17 protein-coding genes are annotated in these 16,623 nt (G+C 65.1%); 4 read left to right on the forward strand and 13 right to left on the reverse strand.

Going from position 1 to position 16,623, the window contains the following annotated elements:
* Nucleotides 1–19: 19 nt before the first annotated feature.
* The 5 genes from P6U29_RS28005 to P6U29_RS28025 form a co-directional block, all read right to left on the reverse strand.
* On the reverse strand, nt 20–1,909 hold the full coding sequence (locus P6U29_RS28005) for a TRAP transporter large permease subunit (RefSeq protein WP_407113422.1): 1,890 nt from the start codon (nt 1,907–1,909) through the stop codon (nt 20–22).
* Nucleotides 1,906–2,931, reverse strand: coding sequence for a TRAP transporter substrate-binding protein (locus tag P6U29_RS28010; RefSeq protein WP_407113424.1), 1,026 nt, complete (start codon nt 2,929–2,931; stop codon nt 1,906–1,908). Before P6U29_RS28010 ends, P6U29_RS28005 begins: the two co-directional genes overlap by 4 nt.
* Before the next feature lie 161 nt (nt 2,932–3,092).
* Nucleotides 3,093–4,103, reverse strand: coding sequence for a transketolase family protein (locus P6U29_RS28015; protein ID WP_407113426.1), 1,011 nt, complete (start codon nt 4,101–4,103; stop codon nt 3,093–3,095).
* On the reverse strand, nt 4,100–4,945 hold the full coding sequence (locus P6U29_RS28020) for a transketolase (protein ID WP_407113428.1): 846 nt from the start codon (nt 4,943–4,945) through the stop codon (nt 4,100–4,102). The genes P6U29_RS28015 and P6U29_RS28020 overlap by 4 nt, the downstream gene beginning before the upstream one ends.
* Before the next feature lie 16 nt (nt 4,946–4,961).
* Nucleotides 4,962–5,723: an SDR family NAD(P)-dependent oxidoreductase gene (locus tag P6U29_RS28025; protein WP_407113429.1), complete on the reverse strand. Its 762-nt coding sequence runs from the start codon at nt 5,721–5,723 to the stop codon at nt 4,962–4,964.
* Between the two features lie 135 nt (nt 5,724–5,858).
* Here P6U29_RS28025 and P6U29_RS28030 point away from each other — a divergent pair, with 135 nt between their 5' ends.
* The gene (locus P6U29_RS28030) at nt 5,859–6,746 is read left to right on the forward strand and encodes a LysR substrate-binding domain-containing protein (protein WP_407119437.1); all 888 of its coding nucleotides are present in this window, start codon (nt 5,859–5,861) and stop codon (nt 6,744–6,746) included.
* A 48-nt stretch (nt 6,747–6,794) separates the two neighbouring features.
* On the opposite strand, the gene P6U29_RS28035 is transcribed toward P6U29_RS28030, so the two are convergent.
* Nucleotides 6,795–7,556, reverse strand: coding sequence for a hypothetical protein (locus P6U29_RS28035; RefSeq protein WP_407113431.1), 762 nt, complete (start codon nt 7,554–7,556; stop codon nt 6,795–6,797).
* Nucleotides 7,557–7,572: 16 nt separating this feature from the next.
* Nucleotides 7,573–7,761 (reverse strand): hypothetical protein, encoded by a 189-nt coding sequence (locus P6U29_RS28040; RefSeq protein ID WP_407113433.1) that lies wholly within the window; start codon nt 7,759–7,761, stop codon nt 7,573–7,575.
* 254 nt (nt 7,762–8,015) lie between these two features.
* Here P6U29_RS28040 and P6U29_RS28045 point away from each other — a divergent pair, with 254 nt between their 5' ends.
* Nucleotides 8,016–8,993: a DUF2336 domain-containing protein gene (locus P6U29_RS28045; protein WP_407113435.1), complete on the forward strand. Its 978-nt coding sequence runs from the start codon at nt 8,016–8,018 to the stop codon at nt 8,991–8,993.
* A gap of 19 nt (nt 8,994–9,012) precedes the next feature.
* Here the strand turns inward: P6U29_RS28045 and P6U29_RS28050 are convergent, their stop codons facing one another.
* From P6U29_RS28050 to P6U29_RS28065, 4 genes are all read right to left on the reverse strand, one after another.
* Nucleotides 9,013–10,329 carry an adenylate/guanylate cyclase domain-containing protein gene (locus tag P6U29_RS28050; RefSeq protein ID WP_407113437.1) on the reverse strand — a complete coding sequence of 439 codons (1,317 nt, stop codon included), beginning with the start codon at nt 10,327–10,329 and terminating at the stop codon, nt 9,013–9,015.
* Between the two features lie 188 nt (nt 10,330–10,517).
* Nucleotides 10,518–10,862, reverse strand: coding sequence for a DUF1491 family protein (locus tag P6U29_RS28055; RefSeq protein ID WP_407113439.1), 345 nt, complete (start codon nt 10,860–10,862; stop codon nt 10,518–10,520).
* A 52-nt stretch (nt 10,863–10,914) separates the two neighbouring features.
* A complete protein-coding gene (locus P6U29_RS28060; protein WP_407113440.1) occupies nt 10,915–11,616 on the reverse strand; it encodes a peptidoglycan-binding domain-containing protein in 702 nt (233 codons plus the stop codon).
* Nucleotides 11,609–13,492, reverse strand: coding sequence for a PAS domain-containing sensor histidine kinase (locus P6U29_RS28065; RefSeq protein WP_407113442.1), 1,884 nt, complete (start codon nt 13,490–13,492; stop codon nt 11,609–11,611). Before P6U29_RS28065 ends, P6U29_RS28060 begins: the two co-directional genes overlap by 8 nt.
* Before the next feature lie 409 nt (nt 13,493–13,901).
* Here P6U29_RS28065 and P6U29_RS28070 point away from each other — a divergent pair, with 409 nt between their 5' ends.
* Both P6U29_RS28070 and P6U29_RS28075 read left to right on the forward strand, forming a co-directional pair.
* Entirely contained in the window at nt 13,902–14,345 is a 444-nt protein-coding gene (locus tag P6U29_RS28070; RefSeq protein ID WP_407113444.1) for a DUF5330 domain-containing protein, read from the forward strand.
* Between the two features lie 68 nt (nt 14,346–14,413).
* Nucleotides 14,414–14,842 (forward strand): SufE family protein, encoded by a 429-nt coding sequence (locus P6U29_RS28075; protein WP_407113445.1) that lies wholly within the window; start codon nt 14,414–14,416, stop codon nt 14,840–14,842.
* A 125-nt stretch (nt 14,843–14,967) separates the two neighbouring features.
* On the opposite strand, the gene P6U29_RS28080 is transcribed toward P6U29_RS28075, so the two are convergent.
* Nucleotides 14,968–15,384 carry a MucR family transcriptional regulator gene (locus tag P6U29_RS28080; protein WP_407113447.1) on the reverse strand — a complete coding sequence of 139 codons (417 nt, stop codon included), beginning with the start codon at nt 15,382–15,384 and terminating at the stop codon, nt 14,968–14,970.
* A gap of 147 nt (nt 15,385–15,531) precedes the next feature.
* A complete protein-coding gene (locus P6U29_RS28085; RefSeq protein WP_407113449.1) occupies nt 15,532–16,380 on the reverse strand; it encodes a DUF308 domain-containing protein in 849 nt (282 codons plus the stop codon).
* Between the last annotated feature and the right edge of the window lie 243 nt (nt 16,381–16,623).

Here is a 16,623-nt window from a genome sequence, read left to right on the forward strand (position 1 = left end):
CGCGCCGCCCGTCCCCGCGTCACAGGAAGCCGGTCGAGATCCACGGGATCGCCGCGACGATCAGCGTGCCGATCAGCAAGGCGACAACATAGCCGACGATCGGCTTGATGCCCTCGTCGGGACTGATGCGGCTGATGGCGCAGGCCGCGTAATAGCCGACGCCGAACGGCGGGGCGAACAGGCCGATGCCCATCGCGAGCACGACGACCATCGCGTAGTGCACCTCGTGCACGCCGACCTGGCGGGCGATCGGAAACAGCAGCGGCCCGAACAGGACAATGGCCGGGATGCCCTCGAGCACGCTGCCGAGAATGACGAAGGCGAGGATCGTGACGCCGAGGAAGACAGGTGTTCCGCCCGGTAGCGCGGTCATGAACTTTGCGAGCGAGGCCGAAAAACCCGATTGCGTCAGGGCCCACGCCATCCCGGTCGCGGCCCCGATGATCAGCAGGATCGCGCCCGATAGGGACGCAGTCTCCACCAGCATCGGATAAAGCCGGCGCCAGGAGAACTGACGATAGATCAGCAGCCCGGTGAGAACCGCGTAGACGATCCCGATCGTCGACACCTCGGTCGCGGTCGCAACGCCCTCGACCACCGCGGCGCGGATCACGAAGGGCAGTGCTATCGCTGGAATGGCGATGACGAAGGCGCGGCCGATCTCCCTGCCCGTCGCCCGCTTTACATGCGATAGGTCCTCGCCGCGGTATCGCCACCACACCACGGTGCAGAGGCCGATCGCCAGCACGATGCCGGGCAGCAGGCCGCCGGTGAACAACGCCGCGATCGACACGCCCGTCACCGAGCCAATTGTGATCAGCACGAGCGATGGCGGAATGGTCTCGGTCTGGGCGCCGGTCGCCGCGAGCAGCGCTACGAGATCGCCGGGCTTGGCGCCGCGCTTGGTCATCTCGGGAAACAACACGGGCGCCACAGCGGCCATGTCAGCCGCCTTCGAGCCGGAGATGCCCGACACCAGGTACATGGCCCCGACCAGCACATAATGCAGGCCGCCGCGTACATGACCGAGCAGGCTGGCGAGGAGGCCCACCATGGCGCGCGCCATGCCGGTCATTTCGATCAGCAGGCCGAGGAACACGAAGAGCGGCACCGCCAGCAGGATCAGATGGCTCATGCCTTCGTCCATGCGTCCGATGATGACGACATCGGGCGTGTTCGTCGTCAGCGCCAGATAGCCGACGGTGGCAAGACCGAAGGCGAACGCGATCGGCACCGCCGCCAGCACCATGGCGCCGACGATGACCACGAAGAAGATCAGCAGGTTCAGATTGCCGAGCGGCTTGAGCACCGGCGCGATGAGAACAAGCGCGGCGATGATGCCGGCGACGAGCGCCACGGCCGCGAGCAGGCTGCGCAAGCCCGCGATGCGGACCAGCCGCAAGACCGCCGCGACCAGCATCAATCCGATGCCGACGGGCAAGGCCGCAGCCCGCCAGCTGTTGACGATTTCGAGCGCCGGCGTCGTCACGAACACCTCGTCGGCCGCGAACTCGTAAGCGGGATGGATCACCAGCAGCAGGAACGCCAGCGATGCCGCGGCGGCAACGACGTCCAGGAATGCACGCGCGTTGGGACTGAGCATGCCGATGATGGCCGTCATCCGCATGTGCTCACCGCGCTGGAACGCGATCACCGATCCCAGCATGGCGAGCCACAGGAATAAGATGCCGGCGAGTTCGTCGGCCCAGATGATCGGGGCGTGAAACACGTATCGGCCGACGATGCCGGCCGACAGCACGACGATCTCGGCCAGCACCAACAGTGCGGCCGGGATCGCAACCACATGACCAAGCGCCTTATTGGCCCTGACGGGCCACAGGCGCACACCGGCTTGTGCCGCAACAGCGGCGCCTTCGTCGATGCTCGGCGTATGGTTGCTCGCGGTCATGACAGCTTGCCCGCCGCCTTCTCGAGTTGCGCCCAAGCCTCCTCGCCGAATTTGCCCTTCCAATCGGAGTAGAAGCTCGTCCTAGCGAGTGCCTGCCGAAACGCAGCACGGTCGACTTCGATGAACTGCATGCCCTTGGCGGTGAGGTCCGCGCGCAGCGATTCACTCAGCTTCGCGATATCGGCGCGCTCGTCCTTGGCCGAACGGTCGAACTCGCGCGTCACGATGGCCTGCACGTCCTTGGGCAATTTCTCGAAGGCACGCTTGTTGCCAAGGATCCAGTAATTGTCCCAGACATGTCCGGTCAGGGAGCAGGTTTTCTGCACCTCGTAGAGACGAGCGGTCGCGATGATCGGCAGCGGGTTCTCCTGACCGTCGACCACCTTCGTCTGGAGCGCGGAGTACACCTCGTTGAAATTGATCGGCGCGGGGCCTGCGCCGAGCGCCTGGAACAGCGACGTCAGATTGGGGGCAGCCGGCACGCGAAGCTTGAAATTCTTGAGGTCCTCAGGCGTCCTGATCTCGCGGCCGGACGAGGTGACGTGGCGGAAGCCGTTGTCCCAGGGGCTCGACACCGCCATGATCGGCGTCCTCGCGATCTGCGCGCGGATATAGGCGCCGAGCTCACCATCCATCGCCTTCCAGACCGCATCATAGCTGGTGAAGAGAAAGCCGAGATTGACGATGCCTGCGGCCGGGACCAGCGTCGCCAGGATCAGCGACGACAGGTTGAAGAACTCGACGCCGCCGTTGCGGACCTGGGTCAGCAGGTCGGTATCGGAGCCGAGCTGGTTGGCCGGGAACAGGTTGATCTCCAGCCGGCCGCTCGTTCCCTCGCGAATGCGGTCGGCAGCTTCCTTGGCGCGGATATTGACGGGATGCGTCGGGTCCTGCCCAGTCGCGAGCTTGTAGGTGAATTCGGCGGCCGAAGCAGGACGGGTGAGGATGCCGCAGAGCGGCACGGCGGCGCCGGCGAGGAGCAGCTTGCGACGGCTGAGGGTGATTGGTTTCCGCGGGATCATCTATTCCTCCTGTTGAGCTTGGATTGTTCTGCAGCGATGTCTTTCGCCACCGCCGTGGCTGCCGGCCGGCCCTCGGTGCGCCGGCATTGGACAGCAGCTCTCCTTCTCCGCAGCAGCGCTGCGAAGCATGTTGGCCTGATCGGTGGTGAACGGTGGCTGCGCTAGCGCAGCCACTCCTTGATCTGCCGCGTCACTTCGACGGTCGAGATGCCGTAGCGATCATGTAGCGTCGGCAGCGCGCCGGCGGCGAGAAACTCGTCCGGAAGTCCGATCTGCCGGAATGCCGGATGAACGCCCGAGCGCATCAGCAGCGAAGCCACGGCTTCGCCGAGGCCGCCGATCACGGTGTGGTTCTCGGCGACGACGACGAGGCGGCCGGGCTTGCCGGCTTCGCGCAAGATCGCATCCGTGTCGAGCGGCTTGATCGTCGGCACGTGCAGAACCGCCGCGTTGACGCGGTCATCCGACAAGGCCTGGGCCGCCTCCAGCGCGCGCATCGTCATGATGCCCGAAGAGATGATCAGGACGTCGCCGCCGTCGCGCAGCAGCGCGGCCTTGCCGAGTTCGAAGCGGTAATTGTACTCGTCGAGCACCAAAGGTACCTGTCCACGCAGCAGCCGCATATAGACCGGACCGCGATGCGCCGCGATGGCCGGCACGATCTGCTCGATCTCGTGCGCATCGCAGGGATCAATCACCGTCATGTTGGGCATCGCACGGAACAACGCGAGGTCCTCGGCGGCCTGATGGCTCGGTCCGTAGCCCGAGGTCAGGCCGGGCAGCGCGCAGGCGATCTTCACGTTGCGGTCTTCTTCCGCGATGGTCTGGTGGATGAAATCGTAGGCCCGGCGCGAGGCGAACACCGCATAGGTGGTCGCGAACGGCATGAAGCCTTCGGCGGCGAGCCCCGAGGCTGCGGCGAACAGCAGCTGCTCGGCCATGCCCATCTGGTAGTAACGATCGGGAAAGGCCTGCGCGAAGATGTGCAGGTCGGTGTATTTGCCGAGATCAGCGGTCATGCCGACGACGTCCTCGCGGCTGCGGCCAAGCTCGACGAGCGCGTGGCCGAATGGAGCCGGCTTGGTGCGCTGCCCTTCCGCCGCGATCGAGGCGATCATGGCCGAGGTGGTCAGGCGCGGCTTGGCCGAAGGGCTCGATTTGGCGGTCGTCATGGCTGCTCTCCCGCTTTCAGTGCAGACAGCGCGAGCTGCCATTCGTGCGGCTCGACGCGGATGAAATGGTTCTTCTCGCGCTGCTCCAGGAAGGAAACGCCCTTGCCCATCAAGGTGTCAGCAACGATCATGCGGGGCTTCGGCTCGGCATGTGCCATCGCGGCATCGAAAGCCCCCACCACCGCATCGAGGTCGTTGCCGTCGACGCGCTGCACGAACCAGCCGAACGCTTCGAGCTTGTCGACCAGAGGCTCGAAGCCGAGCATCTGCTTGGAGGGACCATCAGCCTGCTGATTATTGACGTCGACGATTGCGATCAGATTGTCGAGCTTGTGATGGGCCGCCGACATGATGGCCTCCCATTTCGAGCCCTCGTCGAGTTCGCCGTCCGAGAACAGCGTGAAGATGCGCGCCGCCGATGTCTTCCGCTTCAGCCCGAGCGCCATGCCGACGGCGATGCCGAGGCCAAGGCCGAGCGAGCCGCCGGACATCTCCATGCCCGGCGTATAGGAGGCCATGCCCGACATCGGCAGGCGGCTCTCGTCGAAACCGTAGGTTTCCAGTTCCGCCTCCGGAATGATCCCGGCCTCGATCAGGGCCGCATAAAGTGCGATCGCATAGTGCCCGTTCGACAGCAGGAAGCGGTCGCGGCCTTCCCAGGCGGGATCTTCGGGGCGAAAGCGCATCGCGTGAAAATAGGCCACCGCCAGCACGTCGGCGATGTCGAGCGCCTGCGCAATATAGCCCTGGCCCTGGACCTCACCCATCAGCAGCGCATTGCGGCGGATGTTGCGGGCGCGCTGTGCGAGCGTCGGCGCATTTGCGAGTGTCGGTGTTGCCACGTGTCGCCCTCCTCGCTCAGTGGATCAGCATGCCGCCGTTGACGTCGATGACCGCGCCGGTGACGTAGGCCGACAGATCGGAGGCGAGGAAGGTGTAGATGCCGGCGACGTCGGCGGCCTCGCCTAGCCGTCCGAGGGGAATACCCTCGAGGATCTTCGCCCGCATCTCGTCCGTGAGCTTGCCGGCGGTGATATCAGTGCCGATCAGGCCGGGCGTCACGCAATTGACGCGGATGCCGTCGGGCCCGAAGTCACGGGCCATCGCCTTGGCGAGCCCGAGCACGCCGGCCTTGGCTGCCGAATAATGCGGTCCGCCGAAGATGCCGCCGCCGCGTTGGGCGGAGACGGAGGACATGCAGGCGATCGATCCGCTTCTGCGCTTCTGCATGTGCGGGATCACGGCCTGCGACAGGAACAGGATGCCCTTGAGGTTGACGTCCTGGATGCGGTCCCAGTCTTCCGGCTTGATGTCGAGAAGCTTCACCGGCTGGGTCACGCCGGCGTTGTTGACGAGGATGTCGATCTGGCCGAACTTGGCGATGACCGCTGCGACCGCCCTGATGCAGGCGTCCTTGTCGGTGACGTTGCAGGCGAGGCCGAGATGCGGCTGGCCATTGATCGGTTCGAGGTTGCGCGCCGCGTCTTCCGCCGCCGGACCATCGATGTCGAGAATGGCGACCCGGGCGCCTTCGGCGGCAAATCGCCGGGCCGTGGCAAGGCCGATGCCCCGCGGCGAAGCCGCGCCGGTGATGATGGCAGTCTTGCCGCGAAGCAGCATCTGATCCTCCCTGAATGGCTGTGGCGAAGCTCCCGAGGGGCGCCGCTGTTCTTGATCAGTTGGTTAAGCCCCAGCCTGCTTTCCGACAAACGCGCTGTTGTCTTGCATAGGTGAATTTGGTTCACTCGTCGCATGCTGCTGTCCAGTATCCCGATATCCGCCGTCCGCGCTTTCGAGGCGGCTGCGCGCACCGGCTCGTTCCGGGATGCGGCGAACGAGCTTCATCTGACGCCGAGTGCGGTGAGCCACGCCATTCGCAAACTCGAAAGCGCGATGGGCACGATATTGTTCGAACGCAGTGCCCGCGCGGTGCGCCTGACGCCAGCAGGCGAGAACCTGATGCGCCATGCCGGCGCCGCATTCGATAATCTTCGCCGCGGCCTCGAGGAGGTCGCCGGCCGCGGCCCGCAATTGCTGAGGGTGCACTGCGCGCCGAGCTTTGCCGCCCAGTGGCTCGCCCCGCGCCTCGCCCGCTTCATGGCCGCCGAGCCCAAGCTCGAGGTCCGCCTCGCCGCCAACACCGAATATGCCCGGTTCAGCAACGACGATTTCGACATCGACATCGTGTACGGGCAACCGAGAGCCGAGGGGGTCGAGGTCATCCCGCTCGGCGAAGAGACCGTGACGCCGCTCTGCACGCCCGACCTGGCGAAGAAAATCCGCAAGCCGAAGGACCTGCTCGACCAGGTGCTGATCCGCTCGGAAGTGAAGCAGGTGCAGTGGCATCAATGGTTTACCGCCAACGGGCTCGAAGCGCCGGCTATTCACGGCATGCGCTTCGATCGCAGCTTCCTGGCGATCGCGATGGCGTCGAGCGGCCTCGGCGTGACGCTGGAATCAACCCGGCTTGCCGAACGGGAAATCGCGACCAGGCGACTGGTTGCCCCCCTCGCCGGACGCTCCGTCGATATCCGCTATGTCGGCCATCATCTCGTCTTTCCGCGTGCAAGCCGGCAGCGGCGGCCCGTCCGCGTTTTCGCCGAGTGGATCACGCGTGAGCTTGGAGCCGGCGGCTCCCTTTGAACCGACGCGGATACTGCGCATCGGTGGCACACGCGCAGGCCAGACAGGTCAGCCCTTCGAGACGACCGCGCGTCCGTAAGGCGGCTGTGCCGCGACCGGCGGATTGGCGGTTTGGGCGGCGAGCTCGCCGATCAGGCGGTCGGCATCGGCGGCCATGCCGTCGGGGGCCTGGATCACCAGGCGTTCCAGCGCCCAGCGGTAGGACGAGATACGCTGCTCCAGGCACTGCTGCACCCACTGGATGATCAGTGAGTTCTCCTGCATGCGCGCGACCGCGTCGTCCCTCTCCCTCGGCGAGAGCGCGGAGACGCGCGCCATGCTGGCATTGCGTTTCCTGTCGAGATCGATGACGCGGATCGCGCTGGCGAAGAACGGCTCGAAGCGGGTGATGTCGTTGCGGACGTCCTCGATCAGCTGCGCATAGCGCGAGGAATGCGAGCGGTGCGGCTCGTCGATCAGCGTGCGGCCATACATGGTGCGGTCGAACACGATCTTCTGCCGCCAGGGCGAGGGCAGCGGCTTGTAGTCGCCGAACACGCTCTTCCATGCGGGGCGCGACAGCGGCGGCTCGATCATGGGATAGGCGAGATCGCGCAGCTGGCGCTCTTCGTCGGTGAGCTGGAATTGCGAGGGCGTCAAGCCGACGCTGGAGGTGACCTCCGCGCCCAGCCAGCGATGCATGTCGTCGCTGCGCATGTCGGCGCGGGTGCGGCCGAAATCGCCGCCGCTGCAGGCGCAGAGCGCCGCGCCAAGCAGCGCGAGCAGGACGGCCGATAGGACAGGCCGGATCTGGCGGATGGTGTCCGGCATCGCATGAAGCCGGATGTCAGCGACGGCGGCGACGGCGCCGCGGCGCTGTGCCCTGCTCCGGCCCGCGATCGCCGCTGGTTTCGTCCACCTCACGCTCGATGCGGATCACGGGAAGGATCACGACCATTCCCATATCCGCGCGCGGAGCGACATCCCCCGACGAGCCCACCCGGCGACCGGCCGGAAATTCAATGATGGTCCCCATGCCAGCTCTCATCAATTGCCGCGCGACCGAACGCGCCCCTGCAACATGCATTCATTAAGATCAGTTCATGGTTAACGGGGTGTAAACGTGCTCCTTGGACCGTAACCGCACGGGCGCGCCGCGCCGTCCCGTTGCGGCACGACAACGCCTCAAATTGCAGGGCCAGCTTCACGCCTCGTTTTCCTTAACGAGGCTTTAAAAGAACCTGCGCTAGGCTCGCCCCCAAGTATCTTTCCCGAGTTGCGTACGCCTCCATGACCAAGTCGCTGTTTCCCGGATTCGACGGGCTGATGACCCTGTCCCGTCGCGAAGGTGTCGATGTCCGTCCGACGCTGCTGCGCGTGCTGACCGACCTTTATGTCCAGACCAGCACCCACAGCGACGACGAGCAGCGGCAGTTCGTCGAGCTCGCCACGCGGCTGATCGACCAGGTCGACGATGCGACGCGCGCCGCCGTCAAGGCGCGGCTCGCGGTCTATCCGCAGACGCCTGTCCCGATCCTGCAGAAGCTCGGGCTGGTCGCGACCCAGGAAGGCCGCAGGATTCCATTGGCGCGGGACATTTCCGCTCCGCCGCCTGCGCCCACTCCGGCGCGCGCGCCGAGCGAGGCCGAGCAGCGCATGGCCGCCAACATGGCGATGCAGCCGAAGGAGGCGGCCGAGATCCACGACATGTTCTTCCGCGCCGGCGCCTCCGAGCGCGCGCTGATCCTGCACAATCTGGCGCAGACCCCGCTGAAGGCCGCCCCCCGCATTCCGACCGCGCGCGCCAAGCGCGCGATCCAGATCCTGGAGATGGCGGCGATCGCGGGTGACATCGAGAACTTCACCTTCGAGCTTGGCGACAGCCTGATCCTGCCCTCGCGCGTCGCAGCCCAGATCGTCGACGATGCCGGTGGCGAGGCGCTCGCGGTTGCCGCGCGCGCGCTCGACATGCCGAGTCCGGTCTTCCAGCGCATCCTGCTGTTCTTCAAGCCCGAGATCGGCACGTCCGTGAATGCCGTGTACCGGCTGTCGCGGCTCTACGACCGCCTCGGCGACCGCTCGGCGCTGGTGATGCTGGCAGCCTGGCGCGGCTCGACGCTCGCGGTGACGCGCGCGAAGTATCAGTCCGCGCTGCATGACGACGAACGCCAGCGGGCGCGCGCGGGCGCGAGCCAGCCGCGGCCGGGCGTGCAGCCGGGCACGAGCCCCGCGGTGCGCACCGGCACCGGCGGATCGTCGGACCGCTAGGTCAATATCGGCATTACATTCATTGACGCTCGGCTGCGAATATACGCCATTCCCCAGGAATACCCTTGAGGGATCGGAGACCGCGGTCGGCAAACCGTAACCCAGAGCCGGCGACGAGATCCTTCACCGTGCTCGAGACCAAAACCTCGTTTGGCCGAGCGAGCGCCGCAACGCGCGCGCCTATGTGAACCGCGATACCGCCAACATCTTCGCCGATCATTTCACACTCGCCTGTATGAAGTCCGGCACGGATTTCAATGCCTAGCAGTCGAATCTCCTCGGCAATGGCACAGGCGCAGCGAACCCCGCGAGCGGGACCATCAAAAGTCGCGAGAAATCCGTCGCCGATCGTTTTAATCTCACGGCCGCAAAAGCGCGCGAGATTGCGACGGATCGTAACGTGATGATGGTCAAGGAGATCGCGCCACCGCTTGTCGCCGAGTGCGGCAGCCTTCTCGGTGGAACCAACAATGTCGGTGAAGAGCACCGTAGCGAGGACGCGATCGATTGGGACCGTTGCCCGTGATCCGGTCAGAAATTCCTCGATTGCATCGGATATCTGATCGGCATTCTCACCAACGCACAAAAGGTGGTCGATACCCGGAAACTCGATAAGGCGAGCACCGGGAATATTTGCCGCCACATCGCGTCCACCCTCGACATTGACGGTCCTGTCTCCGGTCCTGTGAATCACGAGAGTTGGCACCCGAACCGCCGGCAAAATCCCGCTGATTTCGATCTGACTATTCATACGCATGAGAGCGGCCACGGCAGCCGGGCTGGCTCCGAGCCGCTCATTCCGTCCCCACCAACGCTGAAAAGCTGCGTCATTTGCCCGCGACGGCGCGAACCTTTGCACGCTGCCTCCCGTGCCCCACGCCTGCTCGACATAACCAAAGAAGGCCGCGAGCGCCTCGTCGGTCGGGAACCAGTACGAAAAGCGCGAAAAGCTGCCGTAGAGCACCAGCGCACGGCAACGGTGCGGATAGGTCGCCGCGAATAAAATCGATAGCGGAGCGCCTTCGGAAATCCCGATCAGCGCCGCCTGCTCCATGCCGACCGCATCCATGACGGCTCGGAGGTCGTCCATGCGCTGATCGAGACCAGGAAGTTCAGCGACCCGATCTGACATGCCGGTGCCGCGCTTATCGAAGGTCACCACACGTGCATAACCGGCCAGCCGCCTCAAAAAGCGAGCGAAATTAGGCTCGTCCCAGTAATTCTCTACGTTGGACACGAATCCGGGAACCAGGACCACATTGATCGGACCATCGCCAAACGCCTGGTAGGCAATGTGAACGTCGCCGCTCCTGGCGTACTGCGTTGCTGGCTGCATGGACGGCCCTCACGCGATGAACTCCGACATCCGGCTGAACCGTAGCAACAATTTGCGCAATCGAAAAATGAAACTCTTTAGCTGGCCGCGCGCGCCGGCCCCCATCTTGTCATTTCGAGGAGCACTTGCGACGAAGCAAAGATTCTGGATTGCTTCGCTTACGCTCGCAATGACGGTGGAGGCACCAATCAGCTCCTCGCCAATTCCAGAAAATGCCGGCCTGCGCGGTCCTCGGTCTCGACGATCCAGGCGTCCGGATCGAAGCGAATCTCCTTGGTCAGCCGTTCCTCGATGGTGTGGTCCGGCAGCGGCTGCGGCGCGATCGGCACGAAGAAGCGGTCGACGGGGCGGCCGTCCTCATAGACGGTCTGCGGCGCCGGCACGTACAGCATCGCATTGCCGTCGAGCAGCGACACCTTCACGAACACCGCGCCCGCCTCCTCGGCACCGCGGCGCCGTACGGCGCCGAACACGCCCTCGGCCTGGCAGCGGCGCAAGTAAGCCGCCACCCAAATGTTGGATTTCAAACGCATGAATCCGACGATAGGCCAGCGCGAGGTCTCACGCCAGCCTCAGCTCGTGCGGCTATTCGACGGGATGGCCGATCGCAGCGGCAAGCTCGCGCAGCAGCCGATCGGACACCTGACCGGTGACCTGCATCTTGTGCTCGCGCTCGAACTTCTGGATCGCGGACTGGGTCTCCCCGCTCATGGTGCCCGTGATCTTCAGATTGCCGTAGCCATATTCGGACAGCGCGCGCTGCACGCCGGCGATGCGCCGCGCGGCCGGGCTTTGCACCGGAATCGGCGCCGGCGGACGCAGGGCCGCGGGTGGCGTCGAGGTCGTCGCCTTGACCAGATTGGTCATCGGATCGTTCGAGCGCGTCGAGGCCGTCGCCTCGACGGGCTTTTCGGGCGCCTTCTCGGCGGCGCGCTCGACAGGCTTCGGTTCGACGCGAAACTCCGTCGCCCGCGGCTCGAGCGGCGAGGTATCGGCGCCGACAGGGCGCGGACGCGGCATGGGATTCGACAGCGGCACCGAGGACGGCGCGGGAAGATTGATCACCGTGCCGAACATCGGCGCAGGATGGCGGCCGGTCTGGAGGAACAGCGCATTGGCAACGATCGCAGTGATCGCGGCGACGGCGACGAGGCCGGCCAGCGTATCCTTGGGGCTGTGCAGCAGCACGCGCATCACGAGGTTGCGCTCGGTCTCGACGTCGATGACCGCGGCCTTGGCGCCACGGCGGCGCGGAGCGGCTTCGTCCTTGGCAGACTTCTTAGGCACTTTTCTTCACCAGAGCGGGTTGATCCTGAGACTGGTCGTGAGTTTGGTCTTGAAGGTCCTGGCGCAGCGCCGGCGTCAGCGTCGCGATCTTGCTCGCGTTCGCCTTGTCATGGGCCGGCCTGTCTTGCGGCGGCGTATAGACGAGCGGCAGCTTGACGGTGACGGCGGTGCCCTCGCCCAACCTGCTTTGTACCGTCAATTCGCCGAGATGCAACGCCACGAGACTCTTGACGATCGAAAGTCCGAGGCCGGTCCCTTCGTGACGGCGCTGATAGGTCTTGCCGGCCTGGAAGAACGGCGCGCCGATGCGCTTGAGGTCGTCAGGTGCGATGCCGACGCCGGTGTCGCTGATGCGCAGCGTCAGCTGCGAACCAGACACGCCGGCGGATACGCAGACCTGACCGCCGCGCTCGGTGAACTTGATGGCATTGGCGATGAGGTTGAGCACGATCTGCTTGAAGGCCCTTGGATCGCCGGTCATGACGGGCAGGTCCTGCGGCGCATCGGTGATCAGGTCGATGCCGTTCTCCCGCGCCTTCAGCGCCAGCAGATTGCAGCAATGGAGCAGCGAGGCGCGCGGCGCGAACGGCTCCGATGAAATCTCGAAATTGCCCGACTCCATCTTCGACATGTCCAGAATGCCGTTGACGACCGACAGCAGATGCTGGCCGGAATCGTTGATGAGCTGGGCGTATTCCTTGCGCTGGGCCGCACCCAGCATCAGGGTCTGCTCCTGCGCGATCATCTCGGAGAAGCCGATGATGGCATTGAGCGGCGTGCGCAGCTCGTGGCTCATGGTGGCGAGGAATCGCGTCTTGGCGGCATCGGCCGCCTCGGCGGCGCTGCGCGCCTGATCCAGCGCCTGCTCGGAGAGCTTGCGGTCGGTGACGTCGCGCATCACGGCGACGACTTCGGCTTCGCGCGTGGCCTCACGATCAGTGTCCGGGCGGCCCAGATCCTGATCGAGCGGGCGGCAGCGCATCTCGACCCAGATGAAATCGACCTGATCGCGCTCAGAACCGACAGGCTCGCGCCGCAGCCGGAACTCGACGCTACGCACGTCGCCGCGCGCCGCGTCGGAGAGCGCGGTAAGATAGGCCGGCCGATCTGCGACATGGACGCGGTCGAACAGGCCGTGGCCGAGCAGTTGCACCACTTGCATGCCGAGCATGGTCTCCACCGCCGGCGAGATGAACTGCACCGCCCCGTTGCGCTGATGCCGCGAGATCACGTCGCTCATGTTGCGCGCCAGCAGGCGGTAACGCTCCTCTTCGCGCGACAAGAGCGCGACGCTGGTGCGCGCGAGCGATTCCGCGCCGAAGGCGAGGCCTGCGGCATAGAGGGTCGCGGACGCGACGCCGAAGGCCATCAGCACGCCGCGCTCGGCCGCGCTCGGCTCCTCCACCGGCAACCAACCGAGCTGGCTGATCAGGATCAGCATCCCGGCGCAGGACAGCGCGAGCAGCGAGGCGAACGCCGCGACGCGGCGCGAGGCCGACAGCGCAGCTTCGAGGGGAACCACGACCAGCCAGACCGCGGCGAATGATTCGATGCCGCCCGTCGTGGCCGCGACCGCCATGATCAGTCCGGCGAGCGCCAGCGACGACAGTACATGCGCGCCCTCATAACGGCCAGTGCGCGACAGGAACCAGGACAACATGATCGGCGCGATCAGCCAGGCAAAGGCCGCGACCTCGATCGCGCTCGGCGCGCCGCGCATGGCGAGATAGACCGGGAATGCGGCAAAGGCTGCCAGGCTGCCCAGCAGCCGCGGTGCCATGAAGGCACGATGGCGCGCTCGCATCAGCGCATCGTAGCGCGCGGAGGGATGCAGCAGTGCATCGAGACAATCGCGGATGATACTCAAAACTGTCACGGGTCTCGCGCTTCGGCTCAATCGTCTGAGAAGACGCGCCGGAACGCCTCCTTGTCGTTGAGCCACCGTGTCAGAGCGACCTTAAACGAGTGCTAAGGCGGTGCCGCGTGCGGCCGGACACCGCGTTATCGCGGAGCTTTTTAGACGATTTGGCGACGTCTTCGCTGCGGATGGTGAACACAGGGTTTCATCGTCGTCCGCATGGTTTCGAATTGGTGGACGCGGGGCGACCAGCACAATCACGGGCGTGGCATCAATCGAAAATTTACGAGACCGTCGCTTCCAAAGAATCTTGCGTCAATTTTCCGCGAATTAAGCTCAAGGCAATCACTTGCGATTTATCGAGGGTTGCTAGGTCCGACATCCGCGGAGATCGCCGCGGGCGGACTCTAACGGACAGGTCGATAAGATGCGCTTTCTGCTTCGCATCACATTCTGGCTCGGGCTGGTGCTGGTGCTCCTGCCCCGGGACAAGACGCCCGAATCGGAGAAGCTGCCGCAGATCGGCGCCGCCGACGCGGTGCAGGCTGCGACTGCGGCCGTCTCCGACATGACCCAGTTCTGCAAGCGCCAGCCGGCGGCCTGCGAGGTCGGCGGACAGGCCGCGACCATCATCGGCCAGCGCGCCCAGGACGGTGCGAAAAAGCTCTACCAGATCATCAACGACAAGAAGGAGCAGATCACCAACGACAAGAATGACGGCAACAAGAACGACACCAAGAAGGCGCCCGACCACACCGGCTCGATCGCGATGGCCGGCGAAGGCGACGCTGCCGCAAACGAGGCACCGCGCGATACCCTAACCCAGGACGACCTCGCGCTGGAATGGCGCGGCCCAGGACCAGCGAATTAGCGCCTGATCCCTATCGATTTCACGTCCTCGCGTCCCTATATTGGCCTTAACGGGAACTGTGGGCCAAGATGACGACGATCGACGAAATCAGGGACAATTTCGAGCTCCTGGACGAGTGGGACGACCGCTACCGGTATGTCATCGAGCTCGGCCGTACCCTGGAACCGATGCCGGAGGCGGAACACTCCGCCGCGAACAAGGTGCAGGGCTGCGTCAGCCAGGTCTGGCTGCAGAAGCTGATAGATCGCGGTAATGGCGCGCCGATCCTGAAATATCGCGGCGACAGCGACGCCCATATCGTGCGCGGGCTGGTCGCGATCGTGCTCGCGCTCTATTCGGGCCGCACGCCGCAGGAGATCCTCGATACCGATGCGATCGCCGTGTTCAACGAGTTCGGCTTTCGCGATCATCTGACGCCGCAGCGCTCCAACGGCCTGCGCTCGATGGTCGAGCGCATCAAGACCGACGCGAAAGAAGCGCTCGCGGAAGCGACGTGAGAAGCTTCGCAGCTTCGTAGGGTGGGCAAAGGCGCCCTAGCGCCGTGCCCACCAGCATTCTTCAATCGCGCTCGAGGTGGTGGGCACGCTTCGCTTTGCCCACCCTACGAGATCTGCGCCCGGAATTACTTCCGCTTCCGCTGCTGCTGCCCCAAGCCCATCTGCTTGGCCAGCTGCGAGCGCGCCACCGCATAGTTCGGGGCGACCATGGGATAGTCGGCCGGCAGGCCCCACTTCTCGCGGTATTGCTCCGGCGTCATGTTATACTGCGTACGCAGATGGCGCTTCAGCGACTTGAAGCGCTTGCCGTCCTCCAGACAGACCAGATAGTCGGGCGCGATCGACTTCTTCAGCGAGACGGCCGGCTTGGCCGGCTCGAGCGGTACGGTCTCGGCGCGCCCTGACGAGACCCGCACCAAGGCGCCATGCACCTGGCTAATAAGGTTCGGGATCTCAGCCGCCGGCGTCGGATTGTTGCTGAGATAGGCCGACACGATGCTCGCGGTCAGCTCGATGAAATTCTTCGCGCCCGCATCCGACATGCGCCCATCCCTTCTCCCGCTTAACTCTCACGGGATTGACGACACCGAAGTATTCCCTGTCAAGAATACATTCGACTGAAATAGACAACTGAGGACAATGCGCTGATTACTGGCGAAACGGCGCCGCTTTACTTACACGCGGCAGCCTCAACCGCGCTGGTCGAGATGGGCGCGGAGCTCGTCGATCGATGCAAAGCGCATCATGCCTTCCGGCATCTGCGCCTCGATCGAGCCGTCGGAATAGAGCGAATAGGCCATGCCGTCGACGACGCCGGATTTGAGCACGGTCACGGGTGCCGGCTCGGCAGGTGGTGGCGGCTCGGTTGCAGGCGGTGGGGCGGCCTCCGCAAAGGTCGACGGGGAGCGCGGCGGCGGACGGCGTGGGGCGGCCGGCGGCTCCGGCGGGCGCATGCGGTCCGGCTTCGGCCAAGCAACGTCAAAGCTCGCGGGCGGAAGGTCCGGGGCCTCACGGGGTTCCGCAGGCGGTTGCGGCGGCGCACCTTCAGTGGCCTTCGCCTCCGCGCGCTCGCGCTCCTTGCGCGAGGTCGAGGCGAACAGCAGGTTGCGCCGGCGCGGCGCCTCCGGAGCGGCGGGCGGTGTAGGAGCTTCCGGCTCCTGCGGTCCCTCGACGCGCGGACGCTCGCGCGCAGCAGCTTCGCTCTGCCACGGCGGCGGAGCTGCGGACGGTGGCGGCGGCGGCGCCGCCGCGGGCACCGGCTCGGGCGCGACCGCGCCAGGCACGGCGAGGCCCGGCAGCACGGGCCTCACCCGAACCTCGGACGGGGCGACCACGCCGGTCAGCCGGCGAGCGATGCTCTTGAGCTCACGCAGCACCAGATGCAGGCCGACCAGTAACATTCCGGAGCAGACGCCAATGGTGCCGGAGATTATGAGAGTCCCACCGAGGCTGAATTCCCTGATCGTCAGGCCGAAAATGATCGCAAGGAGACCCGCCAGGACGGCGCAAATCCCCACGATCAACAATGCCAAATTCATCGAACTCACCCCCGGCCGCGCAGCCGCACGCGACAACCGCGAAGCCACGATACCGCCATACGATGTTCCTCGCCAACGGCCAATTCTAGGCAGTGTTCCTAAAGGGAAGGAAATCAGGGACTTATTCACATTCCCTTCAGCTCCGGCTCGCTACTGCTAGGCTGCTCTCAAGTAATCGGAATTGCTGCGTCGCATCAGGAATTTAGCCATAATGCCCAATTACTTGGTAATGGAACTGCGCTA

The organism is Bradyrhizobium sp. LMG 9283, from assembly GCF_045571415.1.
GTDB lineage: Bacteria > Pseudomonadota > Alphaproteobacteria > Rhizobiales > Xanthobacteraceae > Bradyrhizobium.

Excerpts from the sequence above, each read along its gene's own strand:
- P6U29_RS28080 (WP_407113447.1), bottom strand. The coding sequence starts at position 15,384 with ATGTCGGATGCGGGCGCGAAGAATTTCATCGAGCTGACCGCGAGCATC.
- P6U29_RS28035 (WP_407113431.1), bottom strand. The coding sequence starts at position 7,556 with ATGCCGGACACCATCCGCCAGATCCGGCCTGTCCTATCGGCCGTCCTG.
- P6U29_RS28010 (WP_407113424.1), bottom strand. The coding sequence starts at position 2,931 with ATGATCCCGCGGAAACCAATCACCCTCAGCCGTCGCAAGCTGCTCCTC.
- P6U29_RS28085 (WP_407113449.1), bottom strand. The coding sequence starts at position 16,380 with ATGAATTTGGCATTGTTGATCGTGGGGATTTGCGCCGTCCTGGCGGGT.
- P6U29_RS28050 (WP_407113437.1), bottom strand. The coding sequence starts at position 10,329 with ATGCAGCCAGCAACGCAGTACGCCAGGAGCGGCGACGTTCACATTGCC.
- P6U29_RS28045 (WP_407113435.1), top strand. The coding sequence starts at position 8,016 with ATGACCAAGTCGCTGTTTCCCGGATTCGACGGGCTGATGACCCTGTCC.
- P6U29_RS28040 (WP_407113433.1), bottom strand. The coding sequence starts at position 7,761 with ATGGGGACCATCATTGAATTTCCGGCCGGTCGCCGGGTGGGCTCGTCG.
- P6U29_RS28075 (WP_407113445.1), top strand. The coding sequence starts at position 14,414 with ATGACGACGATCGACGAAATCAGGGACAATTTCGAGCTCCTGGACGAG.
- P6U29_RS28055 (WP_407113439.1), bottom strand. The coding sequence starts at position 10,862 with ATGCGTTTGAAATCCAACATTTGGGTGGCGGCTTACTTGCGCCGCTGC.
- P6U29_RS28025 (WP_407113429.1), bottom strand. The coding sequence starts at position 5,723 with ATGCTGCTTCGCGGCAAGACTGCCATCATCACCGGCGCGGCTTCGCCG.
- P6U29_RS28070 (WP_407113444.1), top strand. The coding sequence starts at position 13,902 with ATGCGCTTTCTGCTTCGCATCACATTCTGGCTCGGGCTGGTGCTGGTG.
- P6U29_RS28015 (WP_407113426.1), bottom strand. The coding sequence starts at position 4,103 with ATGACGACCGCCAAATCGAGCCCTTCGGCCAAGCCGCGCCTGACCACC.
- P6U29_RS28005 (WP_407113422.1), bottom strand. The coding sequence starts at position 1,909 with ATGACCGCGAGCAACCATACGCCGAGCATCGACGAAGGCGCCGCTGTT.